24 protein-coding genes and 3 pseudogenes are annotated in these 24036 nt (G+C 59.7%); 12 read left to right on the top strand and 15 right to left on the bottom strand.

Features of this window, described 5'->3' with window-relative positions:
* Positions 1-48 precede the first annotated feature (48 nt).
* Complete coding sequence (locus tag FA04_RS28295) at positions 49-1158, top strand: flavin-containing monooxygenase (protein ID WP_034799795.1); 1110 nt, start codon at positions 49-51, stop codon at positions 1156-1158.
* A gap of 312 nt (positions 1159-1470) precedes the next feature.
* Here the strand turns inward: FA04_RS28295 and FA04_RS28290 are convergent.
* Together FA04_RS28290 and FA04_RS28285 are read right to left on the bottom strand one after the other, a co-directional pair.
* A pseudogene (locus FA04_RS28290) lies at positions 1471-1875 on the bottom strand (PIN domain-containing protein); the annotation flags it as partial.
* Positions 1875-2129 carry a type II toxin-antitoxin system Phd/YefM family antitoxin gene (locus FA04_RS28285; RefSeq protein ID WP_034799793.1) on the bottom strand — a complete coding sequence of 85 codons (255 nt, stop codon included), beginning with the start codon at positions 2127-2129 and terminating at the stop codon, positions 1875-1877. The pseudogene FA04_RS28290 and the gene FA04_RS28285, both read right to left, overlap by 1 nt.
* 672 nt (positions 2130-2801) lie before the next feature.
* Between FA04_RS28285 and FA04_RS36035 the strand changes: the two genes are divergently transcribed.
* The 3 genes from FA04_RS36035 to FA04_RS36025 are packed head-to-tail and all read left to right on the top strand — an operon-like array spanning position 2802 to position 3969.
* A complete protein-coding gene (locus FA04_RS36035) occupies positions 2802-3092 on the top strand; it encodes a hypothetical protein (protein ID WP_234798856.1) in 291 nt (96 codons plus the stop codon).
* Positions 3089-3514: a hypothetical protein gene (locus FA04_RS36030; protein WP_234798855.1), complete on the top strand. Its 426-nt coding sequence runs from the start codon at positions 3089-3091 to the stop codon at positions 3512-3514. Before FA04_RS36035 ends, FA04_RS36030 begins: the two co-directional genes overlap by 4 nt.
* On the top strand, positions 3499-3969 hold the full coding sequence (locus tag FA04_RS36025) for a hypothetical protein (RefSeq protein WP_234798854.1): 471 nt from the start codon (positions 3499-3501) through the stop codon (positions 3967-3969). The genes FA04_RS36030 and FA04_RS36025 overlap by 16 nt, the downstream gene beginning before the upstream one ends.
* A 54-nt stretch (positions 3970-4023) precedes the next feature.
* On the opposite strand, the gene FA04_RS28275 is transcribed toward FA04_RS36025, so the two are convergent.
* The 4 genes from FA04_RS28275 to FA04_RS28260 form a co-directional block, all read right to left on the bottom strand.
* Positions 4024-4299 carry a hypothetical protein gene (locus tag FA04_RS28275; RefSeq protein WP_034799791.1) on the bottom strand — a complete coding sequence of 92 codons (276 nt, stop codon included), beginning with the start codon at positions 4297-4299 and terminating at the stop codon, positions 4024-4026.
* 74 nt (positions 4300-4373) lie between these two features.
* On the bottom strand, positions 4374-4754 hold the full coding sequence (locus FA04_RS28270; protein ID WP_034806060.1) for a DUF6481 family protein: 381 nt from the start codon (positions 4752-4754) through the stop codon (positions 4374-4376).
* A gap of 29 nt (positions 4755-4783) precedes the next feature.
* Positions 4784-5008: a hypothetical protein gene (locus FA04_RS28265; protein ID WP_034806064.1), complete on the bottom strand. Its 225-nt coding sequence runs from the start codon at positions 5006-5008 to the stop codon at positions 4784-4786.
* A gap of 119 nt (positions 5009-5127) precedes the next feature.
* Entirely contained in the window at positions 5128-5337 is a 210-nt protein-coding gene (locus FA04_RS28260; RefSeq protein WP_034806062.1) for a cold-shock protein, read from the bottom strand.
* 767 nt (positions 5338-6104) lie between these two features.
* On the opposite strand from FA04_RS28260, the gene FA04_RS28255 reads away from it, so the two are divergent.
* From FA04_RS28255 to FA04_RS28240, 4 genes are all read left to right on the top strand, one after another.
* Positions 6105-6776 (top strand): CBS domain-containing protein, encoded by a 672-nt coding sequence (locus FA04_RS28255; RefSeq protein ID WP_034805401.1) that lies wholly within the window; start codon positions 6105-6107, stop codon positions 6774-6776.
* A gap of 166 nt (positions 6777-6942) precedes the next feature.
* The gene (locus FA04_RS28250; protein ID WP_082936510.1) at positions 6943-9399 is read left to right on the top strand and encodes a phosphoketolase family protein; all 2457 of its coding nucleotides are present in this window, start codon (positions 6943-6945) and stop codon (positions 9397-9399) included.
* A 21-nt stretch (positions 9400-9420) separates the two neighbouring features.
* Positions 9421-13269: a GH36-type glycosyl hydrolase domain-containing protein gene (locus FA04_RS28245; protein WP_051659672.1), complete on the top strand. Its 3849-nt coding sequence runs from the start codon at positions 9421-9423 to the stop codon at positions 13267-13269.
* A gap of 2 nt (positions 13270-13271) precedes the next feature.
* Positions 13272-14591 carry a glucoamylase family protein gene (locus FA04_RS28240; RefSeq protein WP_064817057.1) on the top strand — a complete coding sequence of 440 codons (1320 nt, stop codon included), beginning with the start codon at positions 13272-13274 and terminating at the stop codon, positions 14589-14591.
* A 634-nt stretch (positions 14592-15225) separates the two neighbouring features.
* On the opposite strand, the gene FA04_RS28235 is transcribed toward FA04_RS28240, so the two are convergent.
* From FA04_RS28235 to FA04_RS35370, 3 genes are all read right to left on the bottom strand, one after another.
* Positions 15226-15483 carry a hypothetical protein gene (locus tag FA04_RS28235; protein WP_034803234.1) on the bottom strand — a complete coding sequence of 86 codons (258 nt, stop codon included), beginning with the start codon at positions 15481-15483 and terminating at the stop codon, positions 15226-15228.
* A 536-nt stretch (positions 15484-16019) separates the two neighbouring features.
* Positions 16020-16232, bottom strand: coding sequence for a hypothetical protein (locus FA04_RS28230; RefSeq protein WP_034803231.1), 213 nt, complete (start codon positions 16230-16232; stop codon positions 16020-16022).
* A gap of 559 nt (positions 16233-16791) precedes the next feature.
* Positions 16792-17241 carry a hypothetical protein gene (locus tag FA04_RS35370; protein ID WP_051659640.1) on the bottom strand — a complete coding sequence of 150 codons (450 nt, stop codon included), beginning with the start codon at positions 17239-17241 and terminating at the stop codon, positions 16792-16794.
* Between the two features lie 321 nt (positions 17242-17562).
* On the opposite strand from FA04_RS35370, the gene FA04_RS36445 reads away from it, so the two are divergent.
* Positions 17563-17691, top strand: a complete 129-nt coding sequence (locus FA04_RS36445) for a hypothetical protein (protein ID WP_256385327.1) — start codon at positions 17563-17565, stop codon at positions 17689-17691.
* A gap of 22 nt (positions 17692-17713) precedes the next feature.
* Positions 17714-17923 carry a DUF1515 family protein gene (locus FA04_RS28215; RefSeq protein WP_051659639.1) on the top strand — a complete coding sequence of 70 codons (210 nt, stop codon included), beginning with the start codon at positions 17714-17716 and terminating at the stop codon, positions 17921-17923.
* 168 nt (positions 17924-18091) lie between these two features.
* On the opposite strand, the gene FA04_RS28210 is transcribed toward FA04_RS28215, so the two are convergent.
* Positions 18092-18355, bottom strand: coding sequence for a hypothetical protein (locus FA04_RS28210; protein WP_034803228.1), 264 nt, complete (start codon positions 18353-18355; stop codon positions 18092-18094).
* 877 nt (positions 18356-19232) lie between these two features.
* Complete coding sequence (locus FA04_RS28205; protein ID WP_335669424.1) at positions 19233-19910, bottom strand: dioxygenase family protein; 678 nt, start codon at positions 19908-19910, stop codon at positions 19233-19235.
* A gap of 156 nt (positions 19911-20066) precedes the next feature.
* Here FA04_RS28205 and FA04_RS28200 point away from each other — a divergent pair, with 156 nt between their 5' ends.
* Complete coding sequence (locus FA04_RS28200; protein WP_034803222.1) at positions 20067-20276, top strand: hypothetical protein; 210 nt, start codon at positions 20067-20069, stop codon at positions 20274-20276.
* Positions 20277-20292: 16 nt separating this feature from the next.
* On the opposite strand, the pseudogene FA04_RS35365 reads toward FA04_RS28200, so the two are convergent.
* Positions 20293-20480, bottom strand: a pseudogene (locus tag FA04_RS35365) (Lrp/AsnC ligand binding domain-containing protein); the annotation flags it as partial.
* A 413-nt stretch (positions 20481-20893) separates the two neighbouring features.
* Between FA04_RS35365 and FA04_RS28195 the strand changes: the two are divergent.
* Entirely contained in the window at positions 20894-21292 is a 399-nt protein-coding gene (locus FA04_RS28195) for a cupin domain-containing protein (RefSeq protein WP_034803219.1), read from the top strand.
* Between the two features lie 526 nt (positions 21293-21818).
* Here the strand turns inward: FA04_RS28195 and FA04_RS28190 are convergent.
* The 3 genes and pseudogenes from FA04_RS28190 to FA04_RS28180 form a co-directional block, all read right to left on the bottom strand.
* Positions 21819-22607: an inositol monophosphatase family protein gene (locus FA04_RS28190; RefSeq protein WP_234798853.1), complete on the bottom strand. Its 789-nt coding sequence runs from the start codon at positions 22605-22607 to the stop codon at positions 21819-21821.
* Positions 22600-23326: pseudogene (locus tag FA04_RS28185) on the bottom strand (ABC transporter permease). Before FA04_RS28185 ends, FA04_RS28190 begins: the two are co-directional and overlap by 8 nt.
* A complete protein-coding gene (locus FA04_RS28180; RefSeq protein ID WP_034803218.1) occupies positions 23323-24021 on the bottom strand; it encodes an ABC transporter permease in 699 nt (232 codons plus the stop codon). The pseudogene FA04_RS28185 and the gene FA04_RS28180 overlap by 4 nt, the downstream one beginning before the upstream one ends.
* Positions 24022-24036: the final 15 nt, after the last annotated feature.

Raw genomic sequence — 24036 nt, 5'->3', positions numbered from 1 at the left:
TCCGCCGACCCCTGTCGAATTAGGCTCCATTCTGGGAGCGACCATCGAGTGGATACCCATGTCGTCATTGTCGGAGCCGGGCCGGCCGGCCTTGCGGTCGGCGCCTGCCTAAGACGGGCGGGGCTGGATTTCGTCATCCTTGAAATGGCGTATGAGATCGCCCCTGCCTGGCGACGCCACTACCGGCGGCTGCACCTTCATACGGTGAAGGCGTTCTCCGCGCTGCCGCACATGCCATTCCCCAAGGACTATCCGCGCTATGTGCCGCGCGAGAAGATGGTCGCCTATCTCGACGCTTATGCCGAGCGTTTCGAGCTACGACCGCGCTTCGGCGAGACGGTCAAGTCCATCCGCCGCAAGGACGGCGGCTACCTGGTCGAGACCGGAACGGAGACCTTCTGCGCAGGCCACGTCGTGATCGCGAGCGGCAACAATGCTGAGCCCTTCGTTCCCAGCCTGCCCGAAATCGAGGCCTTCAAGGGCAGGCGGCTGCACAGCGCTGACTACACTGAAGCCGCGCCCTTCGCCGGCCAGTCGGTTCTGGTTGTCGGTATGGGTAACACCGGCGCTGAGATTGCGCTCGACCTTGCCGAGTGTGGCGCCCGCCCGACGCTGTCGGTACGAAATGGCATCCACATCGTGCCGCGCCAGCTGTTCGGCGTGCCGATCCAGATCATCGCCATGGCAACCCAACCGCTGCCGCGAGCTGTGAACGACCGGTTGTTCCCCACCATCCTCGACCTCGCGCTAGGTAAGCTCGAAAAATACGGCATCGCCAGGCCGAAGCAGGGCATTCTTGAGCAGATCAACGCCGGACGCATCCCGGTCATCGATGTCGGCACGGTGAGAGCGATCAAATCCGGCGACATCAAAGTGGCATCAGACATCAAGCGTTTCACCGAGCGCGGTGCCACTTTCGTTTCCGGCAGGCATGCGGAGTTCGACAGCGTCATCCTCGCGACCGGCTACCGGCCGAGTTTCGAGAAGTTCCTGCCGGCGGCATTGCGGCCCGGCAAGAGCGGCGTCACTCGCCAAGCCGCCGCGCCCGGCCTTTATCTCGTCGGTTTCCACAATCCGGTCACCGGCTTGCTCAGGGAGATCGGTCGAGAGGCGGCCGCGGTGAGCGCGGATATCGAGCGGCGGAGCAGCACAAAGTGATTGCGTCAAAGTTTCAGCGATGGGTGCTTCGTCCGCGCGCGCCCCAAACATGGAGCATAGGGGTGGTCGCTACCCGGACGCCGATCAGCTTGTCATCGCCGCCGACCTACAATAAGGTTCTCGCAATGGGAAAGTCCAAGGCTAGGCTCGGCTCGGCATCGCCATGCAACGCGAGCGCCTCGCAATAACGACCGTGATTGAGCCTCCGCTCACTGCGGAAGATCAATCAATTGCATACCGCAAGATCCAAGCCCCGGCGAACAGTTGGTCCGAAAAACTATCCTCGAGAAGGGTGTCCGTCGCGCCGGGCGACGCCGACGTTTCCCAAGGACTGATTACGGAGGCATCTGTGTCTTCGAAATCCTTGAAGTTGCGCGTGACAAGGATGAGATCGCGGACGATCGCGGTCGCGGCGATCAACCCGTCAATATCACCGCGGGGGCGGATTGCCGCGATGCGGCCCCATTCGACCGCGATTTGGTCTGTTATAGGCAAAATGCGGTCGCCATGGTCGTGGCGCAGCTTGCGCAGCCATTCGGTGAGGTGCGCTGCAGTCTTCGGATCCGACATCTGTTTCAGGGCAATGCCGCGCATGATTTGGCCGAGGGTGAGCGCGCTCAGGTGGATGCTGAGCGGATCGACAGAGCGCAGCCAGGACACCGCCTGCGACGTGCCACGTCGCGCCTCTGACACAATGTTTGTGTCAACCAGGTACATCAGAATGCCACATCGCGGCTTGGCGTCTTGATGCGTACATTCACCGCATCAGCGAGTTGGTCGTCCCAAGCGGGACCGCCAAGCAGGTCATTGACCAACTCCGGCCGGCCAGCCCGTAGGGCGTCGTAGTCATGAGCGGACAGTACAACGGCGGTGCGCTCCCCGCGCAGCGTGACAATCTGCGGTCCCTCGTGGCGGGCCTTCTGCACCACCTTCGAGAATTGGTCCTTGGCGTCCTGCAGTTGCCATTCCATAGCTCCACTCCAAGTTGGCTGGACTGTCTAGCTATAATTCCTGTCGCTCGCGATTTAACGGGGAAAAGCGCGATCGATAGAGCTCTGCCCGCAACGCCACGCGAGCTCACTCGCAGGACTTGCATGCGACACTGAACTTGCTGAGCAATTTTGGCCAGATCTTCCTTTTGTCGGAAATGAATGGTGCACGTTACGCAATCATTTTGGCCCGGAACGGGAACAGCGCAGCAACTAGGGTTTGTCAACCCAGGCCCTTCGCACCTGGGTCGCCGGCGTCGGTCGGGGCAGGCAACGCGAGCCCGAGCCTTGCTCTTGCCTGACCGAACACGGCTCGCACGGTTCATCCTCCATCCGGGCTAATGGCGGGACGGTCACACGCATGATAGATTAATATTAGTTATTGCGCATATTCATGTGCTTGTATTTGTACTTGTTGGAGGCGACATAACTCGCATTCCTTCAATGGACGTTTATGGCTTGCCTACGCTGTCGGTGGGGAATTTTTCCGGCTGACTTTCCTCTCGTCGACCTTTCCGACATTCGCGGGAAGCCACCGCAACCTGACGGGATCGCTCGGACCGCCGCGCGGCAGGCATGTGGGGGACTGCGCGGCTGCGACCGGCAACTATGCGGGATCGATATGCTTCGCATCGGGTATGAGAGGGAGGGGACATGCTGAAGAACATGATGCTGCTGTTGATCTCGCTCACGGTGGCGCTCGGGGCCGGGGAAGCAATGCTGCGCATGTTTACGCCGTTTCCGATCGGCACACGGACGCATCGGAGCATCGACGAGAAATATGGCTATCGCCTCGATCCGGCACTCGGCGACGTAGGCAAGGCCGGCTTCCGGGATCCACCTGGAGCAGGTCATGACTTTCAGGTCGCGGCGATCGGCGATTCGATGACCTATGGCAACAACGTTGATAGCGCGCATTCCTGGCCGCTGCTTTCGCGGCAATGACGGGCGAACGCACGTACAACCTCGGCGTCGGGAGCTACGGTATCTACACTTATCACGCCATCGTGCACGATGCTTTGGCCGCGGGCGCGAAAGGCAGCATTGTCGCCGTTTTCCCTGCCAACGACTTCGCGGTCGTCTTTTCAGCCTGTGATATCATGAACGCGCGTTCCGACTTCTGGCTCTCAGAGCGGAGGCGTCTTCATCTGCAGGCCCTGTTCGGTGACGCGGGAGGTTACTCGCAGTGCGCGGATGCGCAATCCGTGAGCTTCAAGACGAAGCTTGTCGAGAATGTCGCGATCCTGAGTGCCTATCACCATGAGATAGCGGAACGACTGGAGAGTCTTTACGCCCGACTGTTCAAAACGGGCGATGGCGAAACATCCGAATACTATACGTTTCCGGACGGATGCCTTCCGTCCTGAAGCGCTATGTCGACGACCACGGCCGCATGGCGGATCTGGCGTCACCCGAAACCGCAGCAATGTTCAGCGACTTCCAGCGGTTTGCGGCCGATTGGGCACAGCAGCGGCCGGGGCGGGTGGGCATTCTGCTCATTCCATCGAAAGAGCGCGTGATCTTCGAATGCCTGCGTCGCCATGACCGGCTGGCTTCAGCTGCGCCGGAATTTGTCCTCAGCGTTGAACGTCAGGTTGCGCTTGAGAAAAAGATCCGCGAGACCGCAGAGGAGCTCGGTTTGCCGTATCGCAGCGCGCTTGCCGCAACCGCCGATGCCCTGCAGGATGCGATCCTAGCTGGGCAGCGCCTTTATCCTGAAAGAGACGGCCATCCGTTTGAAGCCGGTTACAGCGCGTTCGCACGGACAGCATCATTGCTTTGGGATGAGATGACGGTGAGGGCCGCCCAGCCTGGCTACTAGTCGGGTTGATGAAGCAACGTGACATCGCTGATCGCGGCGAGCGTATGCATCCAGTCAGGCTCGGTCGTACGTAAAGGACGTCAGCAAGGTGGTTACGAAATTGCTCGCCCGTTCCTTAACGAGCACCTCGGTCCACTCATTGGTTCCTCGAAGCCTTAGATCGGTGTAGATGCTGTCGACGGCGGCCTCTTCGATGCGTTTGATGTGCGCCTTGAAATTTGCCTCGCCGCCGGCATGGTACATGTCCCGTATAACCATGCGCAGGATTTCTTGGATTGCGATTTGCCACGACGTGTTGATCGCCTGGAGTTCATTCGCATCCGGTGCCATCGGCGTTCCCTTTTCGTATTGAGTGTCTCGAGCATGACATCGCCATGCTGTCGGGTAACGGCGCAACGGAAAAATTATCCTTGTCTTGCCTTGCGATTGGCATAGCGCCTGTCGCGGTTGGCCTTTCGCACCGCCTCATCTTCGATCACCCGCGCTATACGCGCGTTTTCGGCGATCGCCCGCGCTTCGGTTTCGGCGACTGCTGCCGCCTCAACGGCTGCCTGCCGCTCTGTCGCCTCGGTCTCGATACGCTTTTGTTCCTCAAGCTTCAGACGCTCGCGTTCAACGCGCCGCTCTTCACGAGCGGTGGAAAGGGCTTCGCGCTCGGCCTGCCTTGCCATCCTCCCTGGTTCTGCTGCAGTCCTTGCCGCTCGGTAGGCGTTCAAGAGAGCAGCTTTGGCGTCTGCCGATGCGGCTCGGCGGTCGGAGATGTCGTTTTTTCCGGCGTTCTTCATTCGTATCCCAATAGTAAGTGCGTCAGAGATCAGCGTGTGTTGGCGCGTTTGGCGATGAGGTTGCGTGTCGCCGACAAGCGGTCGGCCAACTCCTTTGCAAGGCGTTCCTCTCGAAGCCGGAGAGTCTTGGCATCCCGGGCCTGAGCAACGGATTCCACCTCTTCCATCGCGTTATTTTTGGAGAAGAACTGCGTCTGGACTTTCATGAAGGCGATTTCCGCCTGCTGACGGGATTTGCTATGTGCTTCTATCATTGGAACCTCAACTAGTTCGGCGTCGCGAACAAAAAAGGCCAGGCGAAACGCCCGGCCTTGTTGAAACTGCTTCCGGCAATGCCAGTACATCCGTGGTCAAAGGGAAGCAAATCTCAATTTTAGGCAGACTGCAGATTGGTAGCAGACATCTTGCCCGACTTATTGTCGCGCTCGAGCTCGAAGCCGATCTTTTGCCCTTCGACGAGTTCGCGCATTCCAGCGCGCTCGACGGCGGAGATGTGCACGAACGCGTCTGCGCCACCGTTATCAGGCTGGATGAAGCCGAAGCCCTTGGTGGAGTTGAACCATTTTACTGTGCCTGTGGTCATGATGAACCCTTTCAAAGCATAGAGTGAGGGACCGCTCAGCCTATGCTGAGCAGGTGGAAACCGACTGTTTTTGAAAGGGAAGTTCGCTTAAAGCGCGGTGCCAATCGCGCGGTAGACAAAGCTCGGCAAGCAAAAGATCGATGCCGCATCTATAAGTGACTTGGATTGGCGCGTCAACGATTAGTTTTCCAAGATGCAGTATTCACCCTGTGATTGTACTCATATCATCGTGGCGCGAGCGAAGGCGCGCTTGCACCGGCCGTGCGACAGCGTCTGCGGTCACGGTGGGACAATAATTGATGGCACGCCGACGCATCAAGCGTGTTATCGCACGCGACACCGTGCCTGGGCTGATGAAAATGTACCGGAAACTCGGCCTGTCGTTCTGGCACTCTCTCGGCGATCGCCTCGGCCTCGATGGTCATCCCGCCGCTCGCCACCCTTGTCAGTACGGCCGCGCGTGCTCGCCCCCTCCCGATAGCCGCATTGGGCCGTTCTGCGGGGGGCGATCCGTTTGCCACCATACGCTCACATAAACCCGAGAGAGGGATCCGCGCGGGATCGGGCGTGTCGGCCCCTAATCGAGAACTGAAGCCACTGGACGACGAAACAAAAGGCCCCAGATCCGAACCAGGTAGAATGAGGGGCCGGTTGAAGCGGGGATACAAGAACGACCCTCGAGAAACCAACAGGTTGTCGAACTGCCATGATAGGTTTACCTTATGCCCGCTGGTGACGATGCCAAGTCCTTTTGGAGCGGGATCGACATGCGTGTCAAAGATGTAATGACGACGTCAGTCGTCAAGCTGTCTCCTGACAACGGCGTCCGGCAGGCAGCCCGGATCATGCTCGACAATCGTATCAGCGGCCTTCCCGTGGTCGACGATGATGGAGCCCTGGTGGGTGTCATCAGTGAAGGCGATCTCATTCGCCGGACCGAACTTGGCGGCGGCATGCCGGTTGCCGATCCGACCGAGGCCGAGGATGAACGGGCCAGCGCCTATGTGCGCCGGTCCTCCTGGAGGGTTGGTGACGCCATGACCGCCGATCCTGTCACGATCGACGAGAACGCGTCTGTCGAGCGCGTCGCAGTGCTGATGCAGGAACACAGCATCAAGCGCATTCCTGTCTTGAAGGATGGCCGCCTTGTCGGGGTCGTCAGCCGCGCAGACCTTTTGCAGGCAATCGTCACAGCCAGTCAGGACGAGACAGCGGCTGGCGACGAAGCCATCCAGCGCAGCATTCTCGTCCGCCTTAACGAAAACACCGGGCTTGAAGGCCTGGACATAAAGGTCGCGGTGTCCGATGGCATCGTGCATCTCTGGGGCCATGTCGATACGAAGGATTGCAGAAGGGCCGCGCGGATTCTTGCCGAAAGCGTTCGCGGCGTCCGGGGTGTGGTCGAGCATTACGCTGAATCGGATCTGCAACAGCCCTGATCCGAGACTCTGCGGCGGCGCGTCTCCTCCACCCGCAGACTGTGAACTGCACAAATAGGCCGTGTCGTTGCCGAAATGGCGGCCTTGCAACGGACGGATGACTGCGGCGAGCGACAGCAGACCGGCAAAGGTTTCAAGCACATGTCTTATCGATCGGGAGGCTCAGATGGTTTCGCCTGAAACAGCATCGATGAAAGAGACGGCATCCGGAAAATCAGCAGCACCGTTATCGGCCGACGAACTCCGCCTGATGGACGCCTATTGGCGCGCTTCGAACTATCTGTCGGTCGGGCAGATCTACCTGCTCGACAATCCGCTTCTGCGCGAGCCGCTGAAGCGCGAGCACATCAAGCCGCGCCTGCTCGGCCATTGGGGCACGTCGCCGGGCCTCAACATGCTCTACGTGCATCTCAATCGCGTCATCAAACGCGACGACCTCGACATGATCTACATCATCGGTCCCGGCCATGGCGGGCCGTCTCTGGTGGCGCATGCCTATCTGGAAGGGACCTACACGGAGTTTTATCCGAACATCGCCGAAGACGCCGAAGGCATGCAGCGGCTGTTCAAGCAGTTCAGCTTTCCCGGCGGCATCCCGAGCCATGTGGCGCCGGAAACGCCCGGCAGCATCCATGAGGGCGGCGAGCTTGGTTATGCGCTCAGCCACGCCTATGGCGCCGCCTTCGACAATCCCAATCTGGTCGTTGCTTGCATCGTCGGCGATGGCGAGGCCGAGACCGGGCCGCTTGCGACGGGCTGGCAGAGCAACAAGTTCCTCAACCCTGCCCGCGACGGCTGTGTTCTGCCGATCCTGCACCTGAACGGCTACAAGATCGCCAATCCCTGCTTCCTCGCCCGCATTCCGCACGACGAGCTGAAGAAGTTCTTCGAGGGCATGGGCTACAAACCCTATTTCGTCGAAGGGCATGATCCGGCAAAGGTCCACCAGCAACTGGCAGACGTGCTCGATACGGCGACGGCCGAAATCCGGCAGATTTGGGACGATGCCCGCATCAGGGGCAATCTGAAGCGCCCGGCCTGGCCGATGATCATCTTCCGCACGCCAAAGGGCTGGACCTGCCCGCCGGAAATCGACGGCAAGAAATGCGAGGACTACTGGCGCGCGCATCAGGTGCCGATGGGCGAGATGGACAAGCCCGAGCACATCCGCATCCTCGAACAATGGATGAAGAGCTATCGCCCGGAAGAACTCTTCAGTGACGAGGGCCGGCTGAAGCCCGAGATCGCGGCGCTCGCCCCATCCGGACATCGCCGCATGAGCGACAATCCGCATGCAAACGGCGGCCTGCTGTTGCGCGACCTGAAAATGCCGGGCTTCCGGGACTACGCCGTCGACGTTCCGAGCCCCGGCGCCACGACCGTGGAAGCGGCGCGCGTGATGGGCAAGTTCCTGCGCGACGTGATGAAGAACAACATGGATGCGAAGAACTTCCGGCTGTTCAGCCCGGACGAAAACAACTCCAACCGATGGCAGGACGTGCTCGAGGTCACCGACCGCTGCTACATGGCCGAGATCTATCCCGAGGACGATCACCTCTCACCGGATGGCCGCATCATGGAAGTCTTGAGCGAGCACCAATGCCAGGGTTGGCTTGAAGGCTATCTCTTGACCGGGCGCCATGGCTTCTTCTCCTGCTACGAAGCCTTCATCCACATCATCGATTCCATGTTCAACCAGCACGCCAAGTGGCTGAAGGTCTGCAATGAGATCCCCTGGCGCCGGCCGGTCGCGTCGCTCAATTATTTCCTGAGCTCCCATGTCTGGCGGCAGGATCACAACGGTTTCAGCCATCAGGATCCGGGCTTCATTGATCATGTCGTCAACAAGAAGGCTGAGGTCGTCCGCGTCTACCTGCCGCCGGATGCCAATACGCTGCTGTCGGTCACCGACCATTGCCTGCGCAGCCGCAACTACGTCAACGTCGTCGTCGCCGGCAAGCAGCCGGGCCCACAATGGCTGACGATGGAACAGGCCGTGCGCCATTGCAGCATGGGTGTGAGCATCTGGGACTGGGCCAGCAACGACGCCAACAGTGAGCCGGACGTCGTCATGGCCTGCTGCGGCGACACTCCGACGCTGGAAACCCTCGCCGCCGTCCAGCTGCTGCGCGAGCATCTGCCTGAAGTGAAGGTCCGGGTCGTCAACGTCGTCAACCTGATGAAGCTGCAGCCGGCGGAAGAACACCCGCATGGCCTTTCGGACAGCGACTTTGATGGCATCTTCACAAGGGACAAGCCGATCATCTTTGCGTTCCACGGCTACCCGTGGCTGATCCATCGCCTCACCTATCGCCGCACCAATCACGGCAACCTGCATGTTCGCGGCTACAAGGAAGAAGGCACGACCACGACACCGTTCGACATGGTGGTGCTGAACGAACTCGACCGCTTCCACCTGGCCGGCGATGCCATCGATCGCCTGCCGCAGCTCGGCGCGCGGGCGGCCTACTTCAAGCAGGCGATCCAGGCCAAGCTGATCGAGCACCGGGAGTATATCGAGAAGCATGGCGACGACATGCCCTCGATCAGCGGCTGGAAATGGGGCGTTAACGGGGCGCAGCCTGCCAAGGCTGGGACATCGACCGAAGGGGACAATGTCTAGCCCCCATCAAGGATCGATCTGATGGTCCGGCCAGTTGACACGATCGACATCAGTACGACACGTCTGGCAGGCGTGCCTCCTGACACGACCCTGCTTTCGAATGGGCACTACAACGTCCTTCTGACAGAGGCCGGCGCCGGGTATGAAACCTGGCGCGGCCTCGACATCACGCGTTGGCGTGAGGACGTCACGCGCGATTGCTGGGGCCAGTTCTGCTACGTCCGCGACCTTGAGAGCGGCGAGGTCTGGACGATTGGCCGGCAGCCGATTTGCCATCCGGAGGCGATCTACGAACACACGTTTCACGGAGATCGTGCCGAGTATCGCTGTTTGCTCGGAGACATCGAAATTCAATGGGCGGTGTCGGTTGCACAGGACTGCGATGCTGAAGTGCGCTTGCTGAAACTCAGCAACAAAGGTGAGAAAGCGCGAAAGCTTGAACTGACAAGCTATTGCGAAGTCTGCCTGAATGGCCGAAGCGCCGATAGCGCACATCCGGCATTTGCCAAGCTTTTCATCGAAACCTGGTTCGATACCGAAACAAGCGCATTGTTCGCACGGCGCAGGCCGCGCAGCGCATCGGAGCGCCCCATCTGGGCGGTACATGTGTCTGCGTCAAGCCGCCAAGTCCATGCGGTGGAATATGAAACGGACCGCTACAGATTTCTTGGCCGACGGCGGACGCCTTCAAATCCTGGCGCTCTGGGGCCGGGGAGCCGCTTATCTGGGACGACGGGTCCCGTGCTCGACCCTATCTTCAGCATGCGCCGCACAGTCGATCTGGAACCCTCCGGAACGGAACTGATCGCGTTCGTGACAGGCGCAGCGGACAGTGAGGCAGGCGCTACCATAATAGCCAGCCGCTTCACTCATATCGACGCCGCGCGTCAAGCGTTACAAGAGAGGGAGAAACACACTGAAGACCCGCCTTGGTCCCCGTCTCTTCAAGACTTGGCCGTCTACGACCGGCTCCTAGCATATCTGGCATTCGGTGTTGCCGGCTTAAGGGAAGGCAGCACACCCGACACAAGACGACTGAACCGCGACGACTTGGGATCGGCGGGACTGTCGGGAGCCGTCCCAATTCTTCTGCTGCGTATCGACAAAACAGACAAGGAATCCCTCGTCGACAATGTCATCAATGCCCACGCATTCCTTGCCAGTCGCGGATTTCCTTTCGATCTCGCAGTCCTTGATGAAAGGCAGGCCAGTGGAAGCTTAAAGCTGAGCGCCGATGCGGCGGTCCATGTGGAGCAAACCCTCGGCAAAGCCGGGGGGATTCATTTCCCACCCAGGGCGAGTGTCTCGTCCGATGCAGAAAATGCGATCACGGCCGCCGCGCGCCTCGTCCTTTGTTGCAGCCAAGGATCCCTTGCGGATCAACTTTCGGCGAGATCGACCACCACTTTTTCCACGAACAAGACCATGACGAATGTCTCTGTCTCGCACGAAAAGCGTCACGAGGCACCACGAGCTAACCTGCTTTTTTGGAATGGCCGCGGCGGGTTTACCAAAGACGGGCGCGAATATGTGATCGCAGGCGACGCGACGCCAACACCGTGGTGCAACGTCCTTGCCAATAGCGCGTTTGGCTGCCTGACAAGCGATAGCGGCCTTGGCTACACCTGGGCGGGCAACAGCCAATTGAACAGGCTCACGCCTTGGTCAAACGACCCGGTTTCGGACCCGCCGAGTGAAGTTGTCTACCTGCGAGATGAACAGACCGCCGAGCTGTGGACGCCGACACCTTTGCCGCTCGGCCCGGCATCGACCACAAGAACGAGGCATGGCCAAGGTTACACGTGTTATGAAAGCAGTCGCGGGCCACTACACCATGAAATGACCGTGCACGTCCCGGCCGCGGGAGCGATCAAGGTCATCCGTCTTGCCATTCGCAACGACGGAAAACGACTTCGCCGCCTTACCGCCACCTATTTCGTTGAATGGGTCCTCGGCACACTGCGCGAAAGCGCGCAGTCCCGGGTCGAATGCGAATTTGACAGCGAGATTGGTGCCGTCGTTGCCCGGAACATCTGGAAGGGCGATTTTTCCGGCACGCTCGCATTCGCCGCTTCAAGCGCGCCTGTCCGGTCGTTCACATGTAATCGGCGCGCGTTCCTCGGCAGAAACGGTTCCATCGCTCAGCCGGTGGGATTGGAAGGCTTCGATCTCGGGGGGCATACCGGCTCTCTGCTCGACCCCTGCGCGGCCCTCATGGTCAGCGTTTCAGTACCACCGTCCGAGACCGTCGAGCTGGTATTCGTGCTCGGGCAGGCCGAAAACCGCGCGGAAACGCACAGGCTCGTGCGCGAACATGCCGAACCGAAGGCGGCCAGGAAGGCGCTGGCAGCCGTTTCACAATATTGGGATCAGCTGCTGAACTCCGTCACGGTTCGAACGCCAGACATAGCCTTCAACCTGATGATGAACCGCTGGTTGCTCTATCAGGTGTTGGCTTGCCGTATCTGGGCGCGAACAGGGTTTTACCAGTCCGGTGGCGCCTACGGATTTCGCGACCAACTCCAGGACGTGGCAACCCTCGTCCATTGCGCACCCGATGAGGCGCGAGCGCACATTCTTCGAGCCGCCTCGCGCCAGTTTTCCGAGGGAGACGTTCAACACTGGTGGCATCCGCCATCGGGTGCCGGCGTGCGCACACGCATGACGGACGACCTCTACTTTCTGCCCTACGTCGTCCATCACTACGTATCGGTCTCCGGAGACTATGGGCTCCTGAGTGAGCAGGTTCGTTTCCTCGTCTCGCCGCCTCTAACGGACGATGAGGAGGAGCGCTACGAGGTGCCTCCGGCCAGCCAGGAAAGCGGGACCGTCTATGAGCACTGCTGTCGAGCGCTGGACCGAGGTCTGAGGCTAGGCAGCCACGGGCTTCCGCTTATGGGAACGGGCGACTGGAACGACGGCATGAACCGAGTCGGCGCGGAAGGCAAAGGCGAGAGTGTATGGAACGGGTGGTTCTTTCTGACGGTCCTTCAATCTTTTGCAGCCATCGCTTCGGCGATGGCTGATGAGGAACGAGCCAAATGGTGCAAAGAGCGCGCCGAGACCCTGCGCATGTCCTTGGAGACCCACGCCTGGGATGGCGGCTGGTATCGCCGCGCCTACTTCGACGATGGCACGCCTCTCGGGTCCCAGTTGAATGACGAGTGCCAGATCGATGCGATCCCACAGGCCTGGGCAGTTATCTCGGGTGTTGCAGATGCCAAGCGTGGCGCGCAGGCAATGCGCGCGGTTTGGGAACGGCTCGTTCGTACCGATAACGGTTTGATACAGCTTTTCGACCCACCCTTTGACAAGGGCCCGCTGCAGCCCGGCTACATAAAGGGCTATGTGCCCGGAATTCGGGAGAACGGCGGCCAGTACACCCACGCGGCCACGTGGGTGGCGCTGGCGACCGCATTGCTGGGGGATGGCGATCGGGCATTTCAACTCTGGAGCATGCTCAATCCGATCAACCATGCCCTGTCACCCAAAGACACCGACCGCTACATGGTCGAGCCCTACGTTGTCAGTGCCGACGTTTATGGCGCCGCTCCTCACACAGGCCGCGGTGGCTGGACGTGGTATACGGGATCTGCGGGCTGGCTGTACCGGGTCGGCCTTGAGGCCATTCTCGGCATTCGACGTCAGGGCCGCCGGCTTTTTGTCGAGCCATGCATTCCCGTCGGGTGGTCAACATTCGACGTGGATTTTCGCCATGGAAGGTCGACTTACCGCATCAAGGTGAGCCGAGATACCAAACGAGCAAAAGACCACTATGCACTGAGCCTCGATGGTAAGAAGGTTGCTGACCGAAGTGTTCCACTCGTGGATGACGGACGAGATCACGACGTCCTTCTCGTGGTGGCCTAACCATGTCGGAATTGCTGTCGACAGATCCCGAACTGAACCGCATGCCGACCGAGCAGGATCTTGCCCGGTTGCAGTTCACGACGCTGCTCTACTATCTCCACTGCACCAACCCGGACAACGGCCTGGTCCGTGACAAGACGCAGGAAGACGCGCCCGCAAGCATCGCCGCGGTCGGCATGGCGCTCGCGACGATCCCGGTGTTGGTCGAGCGCGGCATCGTCATCCGCAAGTTTGCCGCAAAGATCGCGCGTCGGCGCTTGCAGTTTCTCCTGGAGTGCCCGCAGGGACCGGAACCCGACGCCTCCGGCTACAAGGGCTTCTTCTACCACTTCCTCGATATCGAGACCGGCAGGCGCGTTTGGGAGTGCGAGCTTTCGACGATCGACTCCGCCTTTCTTTTCGCGGGCGCTCTGACAGTGGCCGCCTATTTCGACGGCGATGGCGCCGAAGAAGTTGAAATCCGCAGGGTGGCAAACGCGCTCTATGAACGGGCCGACTGGAACTGGGCCTGCGATCACGGGCTGACGCTCACCCACGGCTGGCGGCCGGAAAACGGCTTCATCCCCTATCGCTGGCGCGGCTACGACGAGGGCCTGCTCCTCTACATCCTCGGCCTCGGCTCACCGACCCACCCGCTCCCGCCGGAAGCCTATGCCGCCTACACCGCAAGCTACGACTGGCGGAACCTTTACGGGCGCGAATTGCTCTATTCGGGACCGCTCTTCACCCACCAGCTCTCGCATATGTGGGTCGATTTCCGCGGCATCCGCGACGAATTCATGCGCGAGCACAACAGCGACTATTTCCAGAACAGTCGCCACGCGACCTTCGTCCAGCAGGAATATGCCATCCGCAACCCGCTGAATTTCGTCGGCTACGGCGAGCATTGCTGGGGCTTCACCGCAAGCGACGGTCCCGGCTGGACCAAGCGCACGGTGAACGGTGTCGAGCGGGAGTTCTTCGACTACATCGCCCGCGGCGCCCCCTTCGGTCCTGACGATGGGACCGTGTCGCCCTGGGCAGTCGTCGCCTCCCTGCCCTTCGCGCCGGAGATCGTCATTCCGACGGTCTGGAACTATGCCCGCATGAACCTCGGCATGACCAGGCTTTACGGCTTCAAACCGTCATTCAACAGAAGCTTTCCGCTCGAGGGAACCGAATCGGGCTGGTGGGTCAGCCCCTATCATTTCGGCATCGACCAGGGCCCCGTGGTGCTGATGATCGAGAACTACAGGACCGGCCTGCTGTGGAACATCATGCGCCGATGCGCCCCTGTGGTCACCGGCCTGAGGCGTGCGGGGTTTTCCGGCGGCTGGCTCTGAGGGTACCGCATCGCTGCCAAATGCCGGTATCGACATCATGCGGAAAGGTAACGGCCATGAACATGGGGTTCTTCTCTAATCAGCATGCCGGGCTATACAGAAGGCACGTCCTTGTGCTGGCAGGAACTGCAGCACTCGCAAGCGATAGCCCAAGGGCAAGGACGGCACTTGGCGGAGACACCATCAGGATTTGAGACGGTCAGGCAGGGCGAGGACGCCTATCTCAGCTGGGTGAAGGCGGCTTTGATCTAAAAACCTAGGGTTAAGGACAGGCGACGCTTGAAGATGCACCTCCCTCGGCCCTGTCGGCGGCTCGTCCCCCATCGAACGGATGACCGCATCGAACAGCAGATGGCTGAACAGGCTTGACCAGCACATCTGAAATTCCCGCCCTTCCCGCCGCCTTGACTACTTCCTCACAGCCACGGGCGCACCATGATGAGACACGGTGTGTCCGTCATCCTAAGCGAGCGGAGCGCCAGTGCAGTCTCTATTCAATCCATTTTCGGCATCTGCCAGAAGAACAACACCGTAACGTGTTTGCGGAGGCTTGTTCCGAATGGCGTCGATTGCGTCCGTTCCGGGGCATGGCGCGAGTATCGAAAGACATCGCTGTCGACATCGCTCTCGTGCGCTAGCGGATCATACGTGGACTGACGGCACTCAGCATTCTCAGGATGTCGTCCTCCAACTTCCGGCACAGGTCTTCATATTCTTTCAAAAGTGCTGGGGCGGGACCCGCCTGCTCGCGCAGTTCATCACGGGCCATGGCGGCTTTACCGTAAGCTTCGAGCAGATCGGTTATCGCAAGGAAGTTTGCATCGGCAATTTGTTTCCGATGTCGTGGCAAGCGCATCATCATCCGGGCTCTACCGACCTTTTGGAAGTCCATTTCACACCCCTAAAGGTAAGGCTGAACGCAGTCTCCTCGAACACGACTTCATTAGCAAGTTGCCTAGCTACTTTGCCTGCCCCACGCATATCAGTAACCGGCGGGCCATCACCGCGCAGAGCAGGTCCGCGATGCCTCGACGGACAGGCCGCCAGAGCGGCGACCGCTCGCCCTCGATGGTCCAGCCGACGAAGCAACAGAAATCGTCTGGTTGCATTCTGCGAGTGAATGCGCTCTCAATTGCGTCGTCTGTCGAAATCGAAGGCGCAGACGGAAGGCAACACTCAGACGAAGGCTCTGGATCGTACCCGTTTCGATCTGGAGCCTTTTCACATCAATATCACAATCCCTCCCCCTGACGACGATCACCGCGGCTCCAGGCCAAGCCGGTATCGCGGGGATCCAGTCAAGCAATTGCGGATAGTCCCCTCCGCCAGGGCTCTTCGATCGAGCCGCAATACACCTGCGATCAGCGCGATCACTCGCAAGTAGGCTCTCATTTCCTCCCTAAAGAGCTCGCCTACCCAGCAAACCCTTCACATCCCGTCGTCAAACTCCGCTGCTTGCCCTTGAGCCAGGAACTGCGCAAGTGCCGACATCAATGTCTCCGCGCTGTACCGGTCAAGCTGAACCTCGATCGTCGTACCAGCCGAAGTTGATAGTTCAAAAACCCCCAGGAGCGGCTCAATGGACGCGATAGAAAAAGAACCCAGAAATTCGCCCTGGACCGTTGTGCTGCCAAGCCCCATGGATGCCTCCTGCATGGTACGAAAGACATCACTAAAATAGTCGCTTTTGATCGATCCGCAAAGCCGGCGCCGGGTTCGCGATGCTTAAGGGGGTAGATTGAACGAGTGCAATCTCAGCGTCAGGAGATCATGGAGACGCCGATGAAGACGAACGCGGCTCCAGGCCAAGCCGGCAGGGACCCCAGCCAGTCAAGGCGTCGGTCCCAGGCGGCGATTTTGCTCGACGGGAAGGTTTCGACCCTGGTTGAGGTTGCGTACGAGGCCCCCAGCTAGTGTTCTTCGGGTCAGCCGGAACAGCCCTGCGATCAGCACCGTCGCTCCCAAAGCATCCATCGTCTATTACCCTCTAGATAGCTCGCGTCACAACCTCCGTCGCGACGGACACCAACAAGGCGGCCAGCGCGACGGCCGTTCCAATTCGCGCGATCTTCATCCGGCGCCCGCGAGCACCATTCCAGTCATAGCCCATGATCTGTTCCTCAGCCGGCTTCATGCCGTTCGTGAATGGTGGCTGGCGTTCCTAACAAAGAGGTAAATCCCGTTGATTTCCCCTGCTGGCCTACGTTCGATGTTGGCCTCGTCTTCGGCCAAGTCGGAGGTCCAACATCACACGGACCAGCCATCTCCTGACATCTGATGTCGCCACGAATTCATCGATGTTTTCGATGGCGTATTCGAGTGTTTTTTCGGTGAGCGCGGTTGCCGCACGCTGTGAGGCGGTCAAGCTCCGCGCCCATGCCGTCAGCTCTGGCAGCAGGTCCACAACCATGCCAACGCCTCCCGATGGCGGTGAATGGTCGAGCGGGCGGCGAGCATCCTTAAGTCGGCGTTCCAGATCCCAGGCGTCTCGTACGCCACTCATAAACAGGCGGAGCGCCTCGCGAGCCAGCCATTCGCCTTCTTCACTTTGTCGGGGGATATTCCGTGCGTTCACGACCTTATTAAAGACCGTGGAAATGACGGTGAGCCCCTCGGGAAGAATGTATCCGGATTGCAGTCGATCAAACATAACCTCCTCCATTTAAGGCGAAAGTGATGATGGTCCATCAGTCGCTGGAGCCCGTTTCATGGTCCAGCAATCAGACAAAATATGGTCTTCAAAACGGGGTGTGACTAGCCCTTAACAGCGCCAGCGCCGACTTCGGCCGGCGATTTTTATCTCATTTTTTCATCTCACTAAAGGAAAACCCGATGAACACAACGACGTCGCTCGCCTATGCGGGGCGCGCGCCTTTTGGCGGCCGCCTGATGCATCCGAGATCGGTGCCATGAGTGCCATCCGCGACGAGTGGGATCGGTCGCAATCGGCCGGCACGGTAATCGACGACCGGTGGCTCGCCGACAGCTCGCGACCGTCTTTCACGAGACCGGCGGCACGATGCAGCGGGTGATCGAGAAGCTCAATTACTCGGCCGCGCGCCTGGCCCAGGTCTGGCCGTCAAGACAAGGCGACGACTAGCCGGCAAGTGGTTCATTGGCGCATGAACCAGCTTGTCGACCGCGTCGGCCATCTTGAGGCCTCCGCGATAACGATTGGGGAGGAGGTCTCCGAGATGAAGCTGGTGACCGATGACGTGAGGCGATGGAAGCTGAGGCATCGGTGGCTTGGAGTCACCGGAATTGCGGCCAGGGCGCTCGCGATAAGTCAGGCCGAGGCGATACGGCGGATCATCTTCGGGATCACGGGGTAAGGTTGGTAAGCAGAAAGAAGAACCCCACCTCCGACGGCACGACGATGGGGCTCTCTACGTTTGATCCGGAGGGATCCGGGATCATCAGCAATGAACAAACCAACAGGTCCCGGATAGGTTCCTGCTGCCGTTGAATAAAGATGGCTCCGTAAGGTCGCGCAGGCTGCGCTAGTGGATGGTCTGGGGCCATGTCACGTCCACGAACCGACCAATGGACCGAAGGTAGGCGATGATCTCGGACCTCAGAGCTGCGCGGTCGCCATACCTCTCGCCGATCCGACTAAGTTCCTCCTTGGCTTCTTCCTGCTCATCGACATCGCCAAGCACATACATATCGTGTCCCACGGCGTTGATATCGCAACCCGCCGCGATCACTTCGGCCACAAAACTTGGGATCTCATTTGCGTTCATTTCGCGCTTGCTCTCAATCATGACATCCTCGCTTTGAAACGAGAAACTACTGTGAGGTCGAGCGGTTCCGGAGCAAATGGAAGAATGGCCCCGATGGGGTGTCGGGGCCAGTTGGTATCGTTGGCGCTTCTACGCGGGGAATGGGAGTACCCCATGAAGCGGGCTGTGATCCCGGAAAGGATCATTGCCTATCCTCTAACTGCCGCGTGTGAAAGTGGTTCCCAGTTGGAAAAGAGACGGCCCCGTCCGGGGAGAGCGGGGCCTCGGCACGGAGGTGCCATGGGCTCCATGCTGGGCTATTAGATGGAGCCTAGCCTAGATCCCGCGGGGGATGGTGGATCTAAGCAGACCTAGAACCGCATACATTTGACAGAGGTTCCAGCACCGAAGAAAAAAAGGGGCCCCGAAAGCCGATAACGGGACCCTAGGAGGTACGTGCCAAAATCCTGGTGTAAGAGAGCCAGGACGATCTTCAAACCTACGACGTCAGGATTGGTTCCGGCTCGATCTGAAAGCCGGGAGGGGGAGAAAAAATGGCCGCAAACGGCTACGACAGCGCCAAAGCGAACGATCCGGTCTAAAGTACCAGAGTCCTTGGCCTTGATGCGCACGGCTTTCAGTGTCGGTCCATTCGCGGAGATCGGTCCACACAGCGTAGGCGGGGAGGACGGTGTGTGTGAACGGTCATCAGGGAAATCATGAGGTTGCGATATGCTGCAGGCAGCAGGATCTGCTAGGCGGCCCCGTAATCAACCTCAAGCGCCCCGACCTCTTCCTATCCTCAGCAATGGCATTTCTCGAAAGCCATGCCATTGGAACATGACCGAACTGCTATAAGAATGCTCAGACACACTCTGCCACGGCGCAGCCGCCGGTAGGGCTGGATGAAAAGTGCCAGTTACGCCACTATGAAATCGTAGCGGCCGAATTTTCCGTCGCTCGTGGTTTTGATGTCGAGCAACAGGTCTGCATTGAATATGCGGTCACGCCTATTGTCCGGCTCATCGGCAAAATACAGCTGCGTCGTCAGCACGTTCCCGCCCGGCCTTTGGACTTTCACGTGGTAATGCCGGGTGCGGCCAGGATAGAGCCCAGGCACGATCGTCTCGAACCACCATTTGCCTTCTGCGTCCGTGAATTGATGTCCGCGGAGTTTGTATCCGTTGTTGTCGTAGGTGCCGGTCTCATCGGCATGCCATAACTCGATCAACGCTTTTTCTACCGGCTGGCAGTCCTTGGTTAACACGTAGCCAACAAGTGTCATTCTTTCACCGCCCGGTGAATCGCTGGCGAAGTCCTTTTTTTCAGGGCTCTCCGGTGTGAAATACGGGCCTTCGGTCTGAGCCGGCGTCAGATCGTCGTCATCACCGCAATTGGCCGTAAGCGGCAACTCCACGGAACCGCCGGCTGCATGGCCGAGTCTCGGCAGAACAATCGGCGTGGCGACGAAGCTGATAAGGAAATGTCGCCGGGTCGGCATGGCGCTATATCTCCAAACACGGAAGCCAAGATCGTTGCGGGTCCGTTGGGCAGAACTGGGGCGGATATTACCAGATTTCGCGACCAACAACGTCATCAGGCGAACGCCGCTGCTGAAGCGTCGCCGGTCTACAGGGTTTGCACGTAAACATCTGGTGTCTGACTTGGAGCAGCAGCAATGCCGTTCCATTGACGCCGTCTGCTTTCTAGCGGAAGTAAGCTTCGTCGCCTTCATGTCTCGGCGAAGCTGCGTTTGGCAAAGCGTCCTGTCTTCATTCTGGGCTACGGGCACCGCGAGTTGCTCGACGCCCTGGAAACTGCGCGCCATGAGGGCGCGATGGTCAGGATCGTTGCGAAATGCAGCTGGTGTGGGGTGACCGGCGTGCCGCTGATGGTCGTCCATGTTTCCGGCGGAGATGCGAACGATATCATCGCAGCCGCCCCACGCCGCGGCGTGACCTAAATCGACGCTCGTTAAGTTAGAGCTTCGCCGTCGTCGACCACGGTGTGGAAAAGATCGTTTCGCTGCCTATAATGCCGTGCCGGGCACGAGACGGATTTTGCGCAGCACAGCATCAAAGTTGCCCAGGCTAGACGCGCTGAGTTCTACCAGCAGATCCCACCGGCCGTTCGTCGTGTGAATCTGCGAGATTTCAGGAAAGCCGCCACGGGATTGATCTATCGGTTCTGCTGTCCTTAGAAAAGTGATGGTGCTCAATGCTCAGCGCCGCCGGCTTAGCCGCCAAGAAGCCCACGGCGCGGTGACCGACTGACTTTCGGGGTTGGAAAGATACCAGAACGCAGCGCGGGGAGTGTCAAGGATAGCCTGGCTCGACTTGCTCCGGCTTTCGACGAACCATCATCGCAATTTGTAACTAATCGTTTCAGCAAATCTATTGGCGCAGATTCGGTACAAACCCCTGCCCATCGCGAAACAATCCATACACAAGCAGCGCGTCAACTGAACGCGGTAATAGAAACGGATTTCGTGAGGACTGACGTCCCGCCGCAAAAGCGCGACTGCATCTTCGGCTGCACGCTCCAACTTCGACAACTGGTCACCACTGGAAAGGGTTCTAAATGAAAATTATGCATAGCATCGCGATCGCTGCCGCGGCGGCTTCAATCAGTTTCGCGCTGGGCGGCGTTGCCCAGGCCCAGGAACTCAAACGGACTGGTCTGGTTCAAAGCGATATCAGCGTGCCGGGCAAGGAAGCGCTTCAGGTCCGGGTAGATTTCCCGCCAAAGGCTGCATCTATCAATCATAAACATCCCGGCGAAGAAATTGCATATGTGCTCAAAGGTGCGCTTGAGTACACGCTCGAGGGTCAGAAGCCGGTAACGCTGAAGGCCGGTGAAGCCCTTTTCATTCCGGCGGGTGTTGCGCACATCGCCACGAATGTTGGCGATGGCGAGGCGTCGGAGCTTGCGACTTACATCGTCGCGAAGGACACGCCTCTTGTTGTCCCGCTGAAATAAGTTCGCTGCGATGGGGGGGCGATCCACTCATGAAACAAATACCCTCACCAGGTCACTGTCTAGGCGAGGTTTGCTTTGGGCGCTGGCGTGTCACCGGCCGCTGTGCCGATGCTCGCCAACGGCTTTGCAGTAGGGTCCGTGCGATCGACCAGTAGCTCATTGGAGATGAAATCAGGCCGTTTCGCGCCGAAATCGCGCAATCCGAATTGGACGGTCTTCGGAATCGCATCATCGCCACCAGGTGGCCAGCGGGCGCGCGTTGACGCGCGGCCCTTCGTCAAGCTCGACCGTCGCTCGGCCAACCCGCCTGGCCGCTTCTGAGACCAGCGTCATGGACGAGGAGGCGAAGCGGCACTGGAAGATGAACAGGCTGCCGGACGGAACCGAGTGGTCCGGCCGCGCCCGCTATGCGGCCACCATGTTCTTCTACCAGCGCGACCTGATGGATGCTGAAACGCTTGTGGCCTATCGGAGGGCGAGCTGTCATTCGGGGGCAGGGAGACGGTTGATCGTAGCCCTAATCTCATCAGAGCTGCATCAATTCAGCGTTTCGAGGACTTGGCGATGCAAGGCTTCGTTGGCGGCCGCGAGGCACAGATTGCCGGAAGTCAGCGTGAGCGGCCGACCCTGCCAGTCCGTGATACATCCGCCCGCACCCGTCACCACCGGGACAAGGGTCGCAATAGTCGTAGGGATCGAGCCCTCCATCGATGCTGATGTCGATGCTGCCGTCCGCGACGCGGCCATAGGCCATGCAGCTCCCCCCATAGACGCACCACCGCGTAGATAGGCGCAGGCGTTCAACGCCATCCTTCTCGTTTTGCTGGAACGGCTCCGGATTGCCGTTGGCCATGAAAGCCTCCGAAAGGAGAGCAGTCGATGCGGTCCGGATGGCAACACCGTTGAGGGTCGTCGCGCGCCCTGACAGTCCCAGCCAGCGGTCGCCGGTGACAGGATTGTCGATCAGTCCGAGGACCGGCGTCCCGCCATGCGTCAATGAAATCAACGTGCCATAGACAGCAAGTCCGCCGACGAAAGCCTTAGTGCCGTCAATAGGATCGATGACCCAGACGAACTCCTCCCCCAAACCCTCGGCGCCAAACTCCTCCCCGAGTACCCCATGGCGGGGGAAGCGGTCTGCGATGCGTTCGCGCAGCGACTGCTCGACCGCGCGATCCGTTTCCGTCACCGGGCTCGAATCCGATTTCGCAACGGGGCGGCGCGGGCCGGCCGCAGCAGTGCGCACGATCTGCCGCGCAACATCGGCGATCTCGCTGGCGAAACTGGAAAAAAGCTGAAGCGGCTGGTCAAGCATGGGCGGGTACCCTCCTCAATGTGTTTTGTGCCTCTCCGGCCGGTCGCATGTGGCGGGAAAGTCGGGCCTCGATCGCCCGCACCAGGCGTGAGAGCATCCAGGCGACGCAGAGATAGACGAGCGCAGCGGAGATAAAGACTTCGTAGGGAGCATAAGTCCGGGCGACGATCGTATTTGCCGTGCCCGTGAGCTCCATGATCGTGATCGTGCTGGCGAGCGAGGTCGCCTTCATCATGCTGATCATTTCGTTGCCATAGGCCGGCATGCCGATGCGCAACGCCTGGGGAAGAATAACGAGCCGGTAGATCAACAACGGGCGCATGCCCAAGGCGACGGCCGCCTCCTTCTGACCGGCCGGGATTGCGAGAATGGCGCCGCGCAGGATGTTCGCGGTAGGCTGCGGTATGGAGCGCGAGCGTCAGCAGTGCGCAGAACCAGGCTTCACGAAGGACTGGCCAGAAGATGCTGCTGCGAATGATCTGAAACTGCGAAAATCCGTAATAAACCAGGAAAACCTGCACCAGCAGAGGCGTTCCACGGAAGAAGGTGATGTAGCCCATCACCGGGAGCCGGATGATCGGGCGGCCATTGGCTGCGACGATGCCAAGCGGCAAAGCGAGCAGGGCTCCGCAAACAAGGGTCATAAGGAGCAATTGCACCGTGGCCAGCGCACCGTAGAGCAGCGCCGGAACGCTCTCCAACATCAGGGACCAGTTCATGCTGGGGACCTCCTCTCGCCGCGCATCAACCGTCCTTCGAACCAGGCGATGAGGCGCGTGTTTGCCAATGTCAGAGTCAGGTAAATCAGGGCGGCCGTCATATAGAAGGTGAAGGGCTGGCGGGTGACCGAAGTGGCCATCTGCGACAAGCCCGTCAGTTCATGCAAACCGACGATCGAGATCAGCGAGGTATCCTTGATCAGCGAAATCCAGTTGTTGCCAAGGCCTGGCAATGCAAAGCGCATGAGCAGCGGCAGACGGATCTTGGCGAACATGACGAACCACCCGAGGCCAAGCGAGTGCCCCGCCTCGATCACTCCGCTCGGAACGGATTGCCACGCACCGCGCAGGACTTCGGCAGCATAGCCACCGAAGACGAGGCTGAGCGCGAAGACGCCAGCCTGGAGAGGCGGCACCTCGACGAAGCCGAAATCCGCGACGAAGAGGTTGACCGCTTTCGTCAGCGCCACCGTGCCGCCGAAGTACACGATCAGGATGACCAACAGTTCGGGGGTACCTCGCATCACCAGGCTGAAGCCACGGCCAAGGGATGCCACGGCCCGGTTCGGTGACATCTGCGCCAACGCGCCCAGCATGCCCCAGCACAGGCCGACGAGCAGCGAGAGGACTGCCACTTTCATGGTCAAAAGGGTGCCGTGGGCGATCTCGTCACCCCATCCCTGCAATAGATCCATGGTCGTCTCCAAAGA

The sequence above is a fragment of the Ensifer adhaerens genome, assembly GCF_000697965.2.
In the GTDB taxonomy this organism is placed as follows: Bacteria; Pseudomonadota; Alphaproteobacteria; order Rhizobiales; family Rhizobiaceae; genus Ensifer; species Ensifer adhaerens.
Note: the sequence above shows the minus strand (reverse complement) of the source record. Positions and strands in the feature narration are given on the sequence as shown.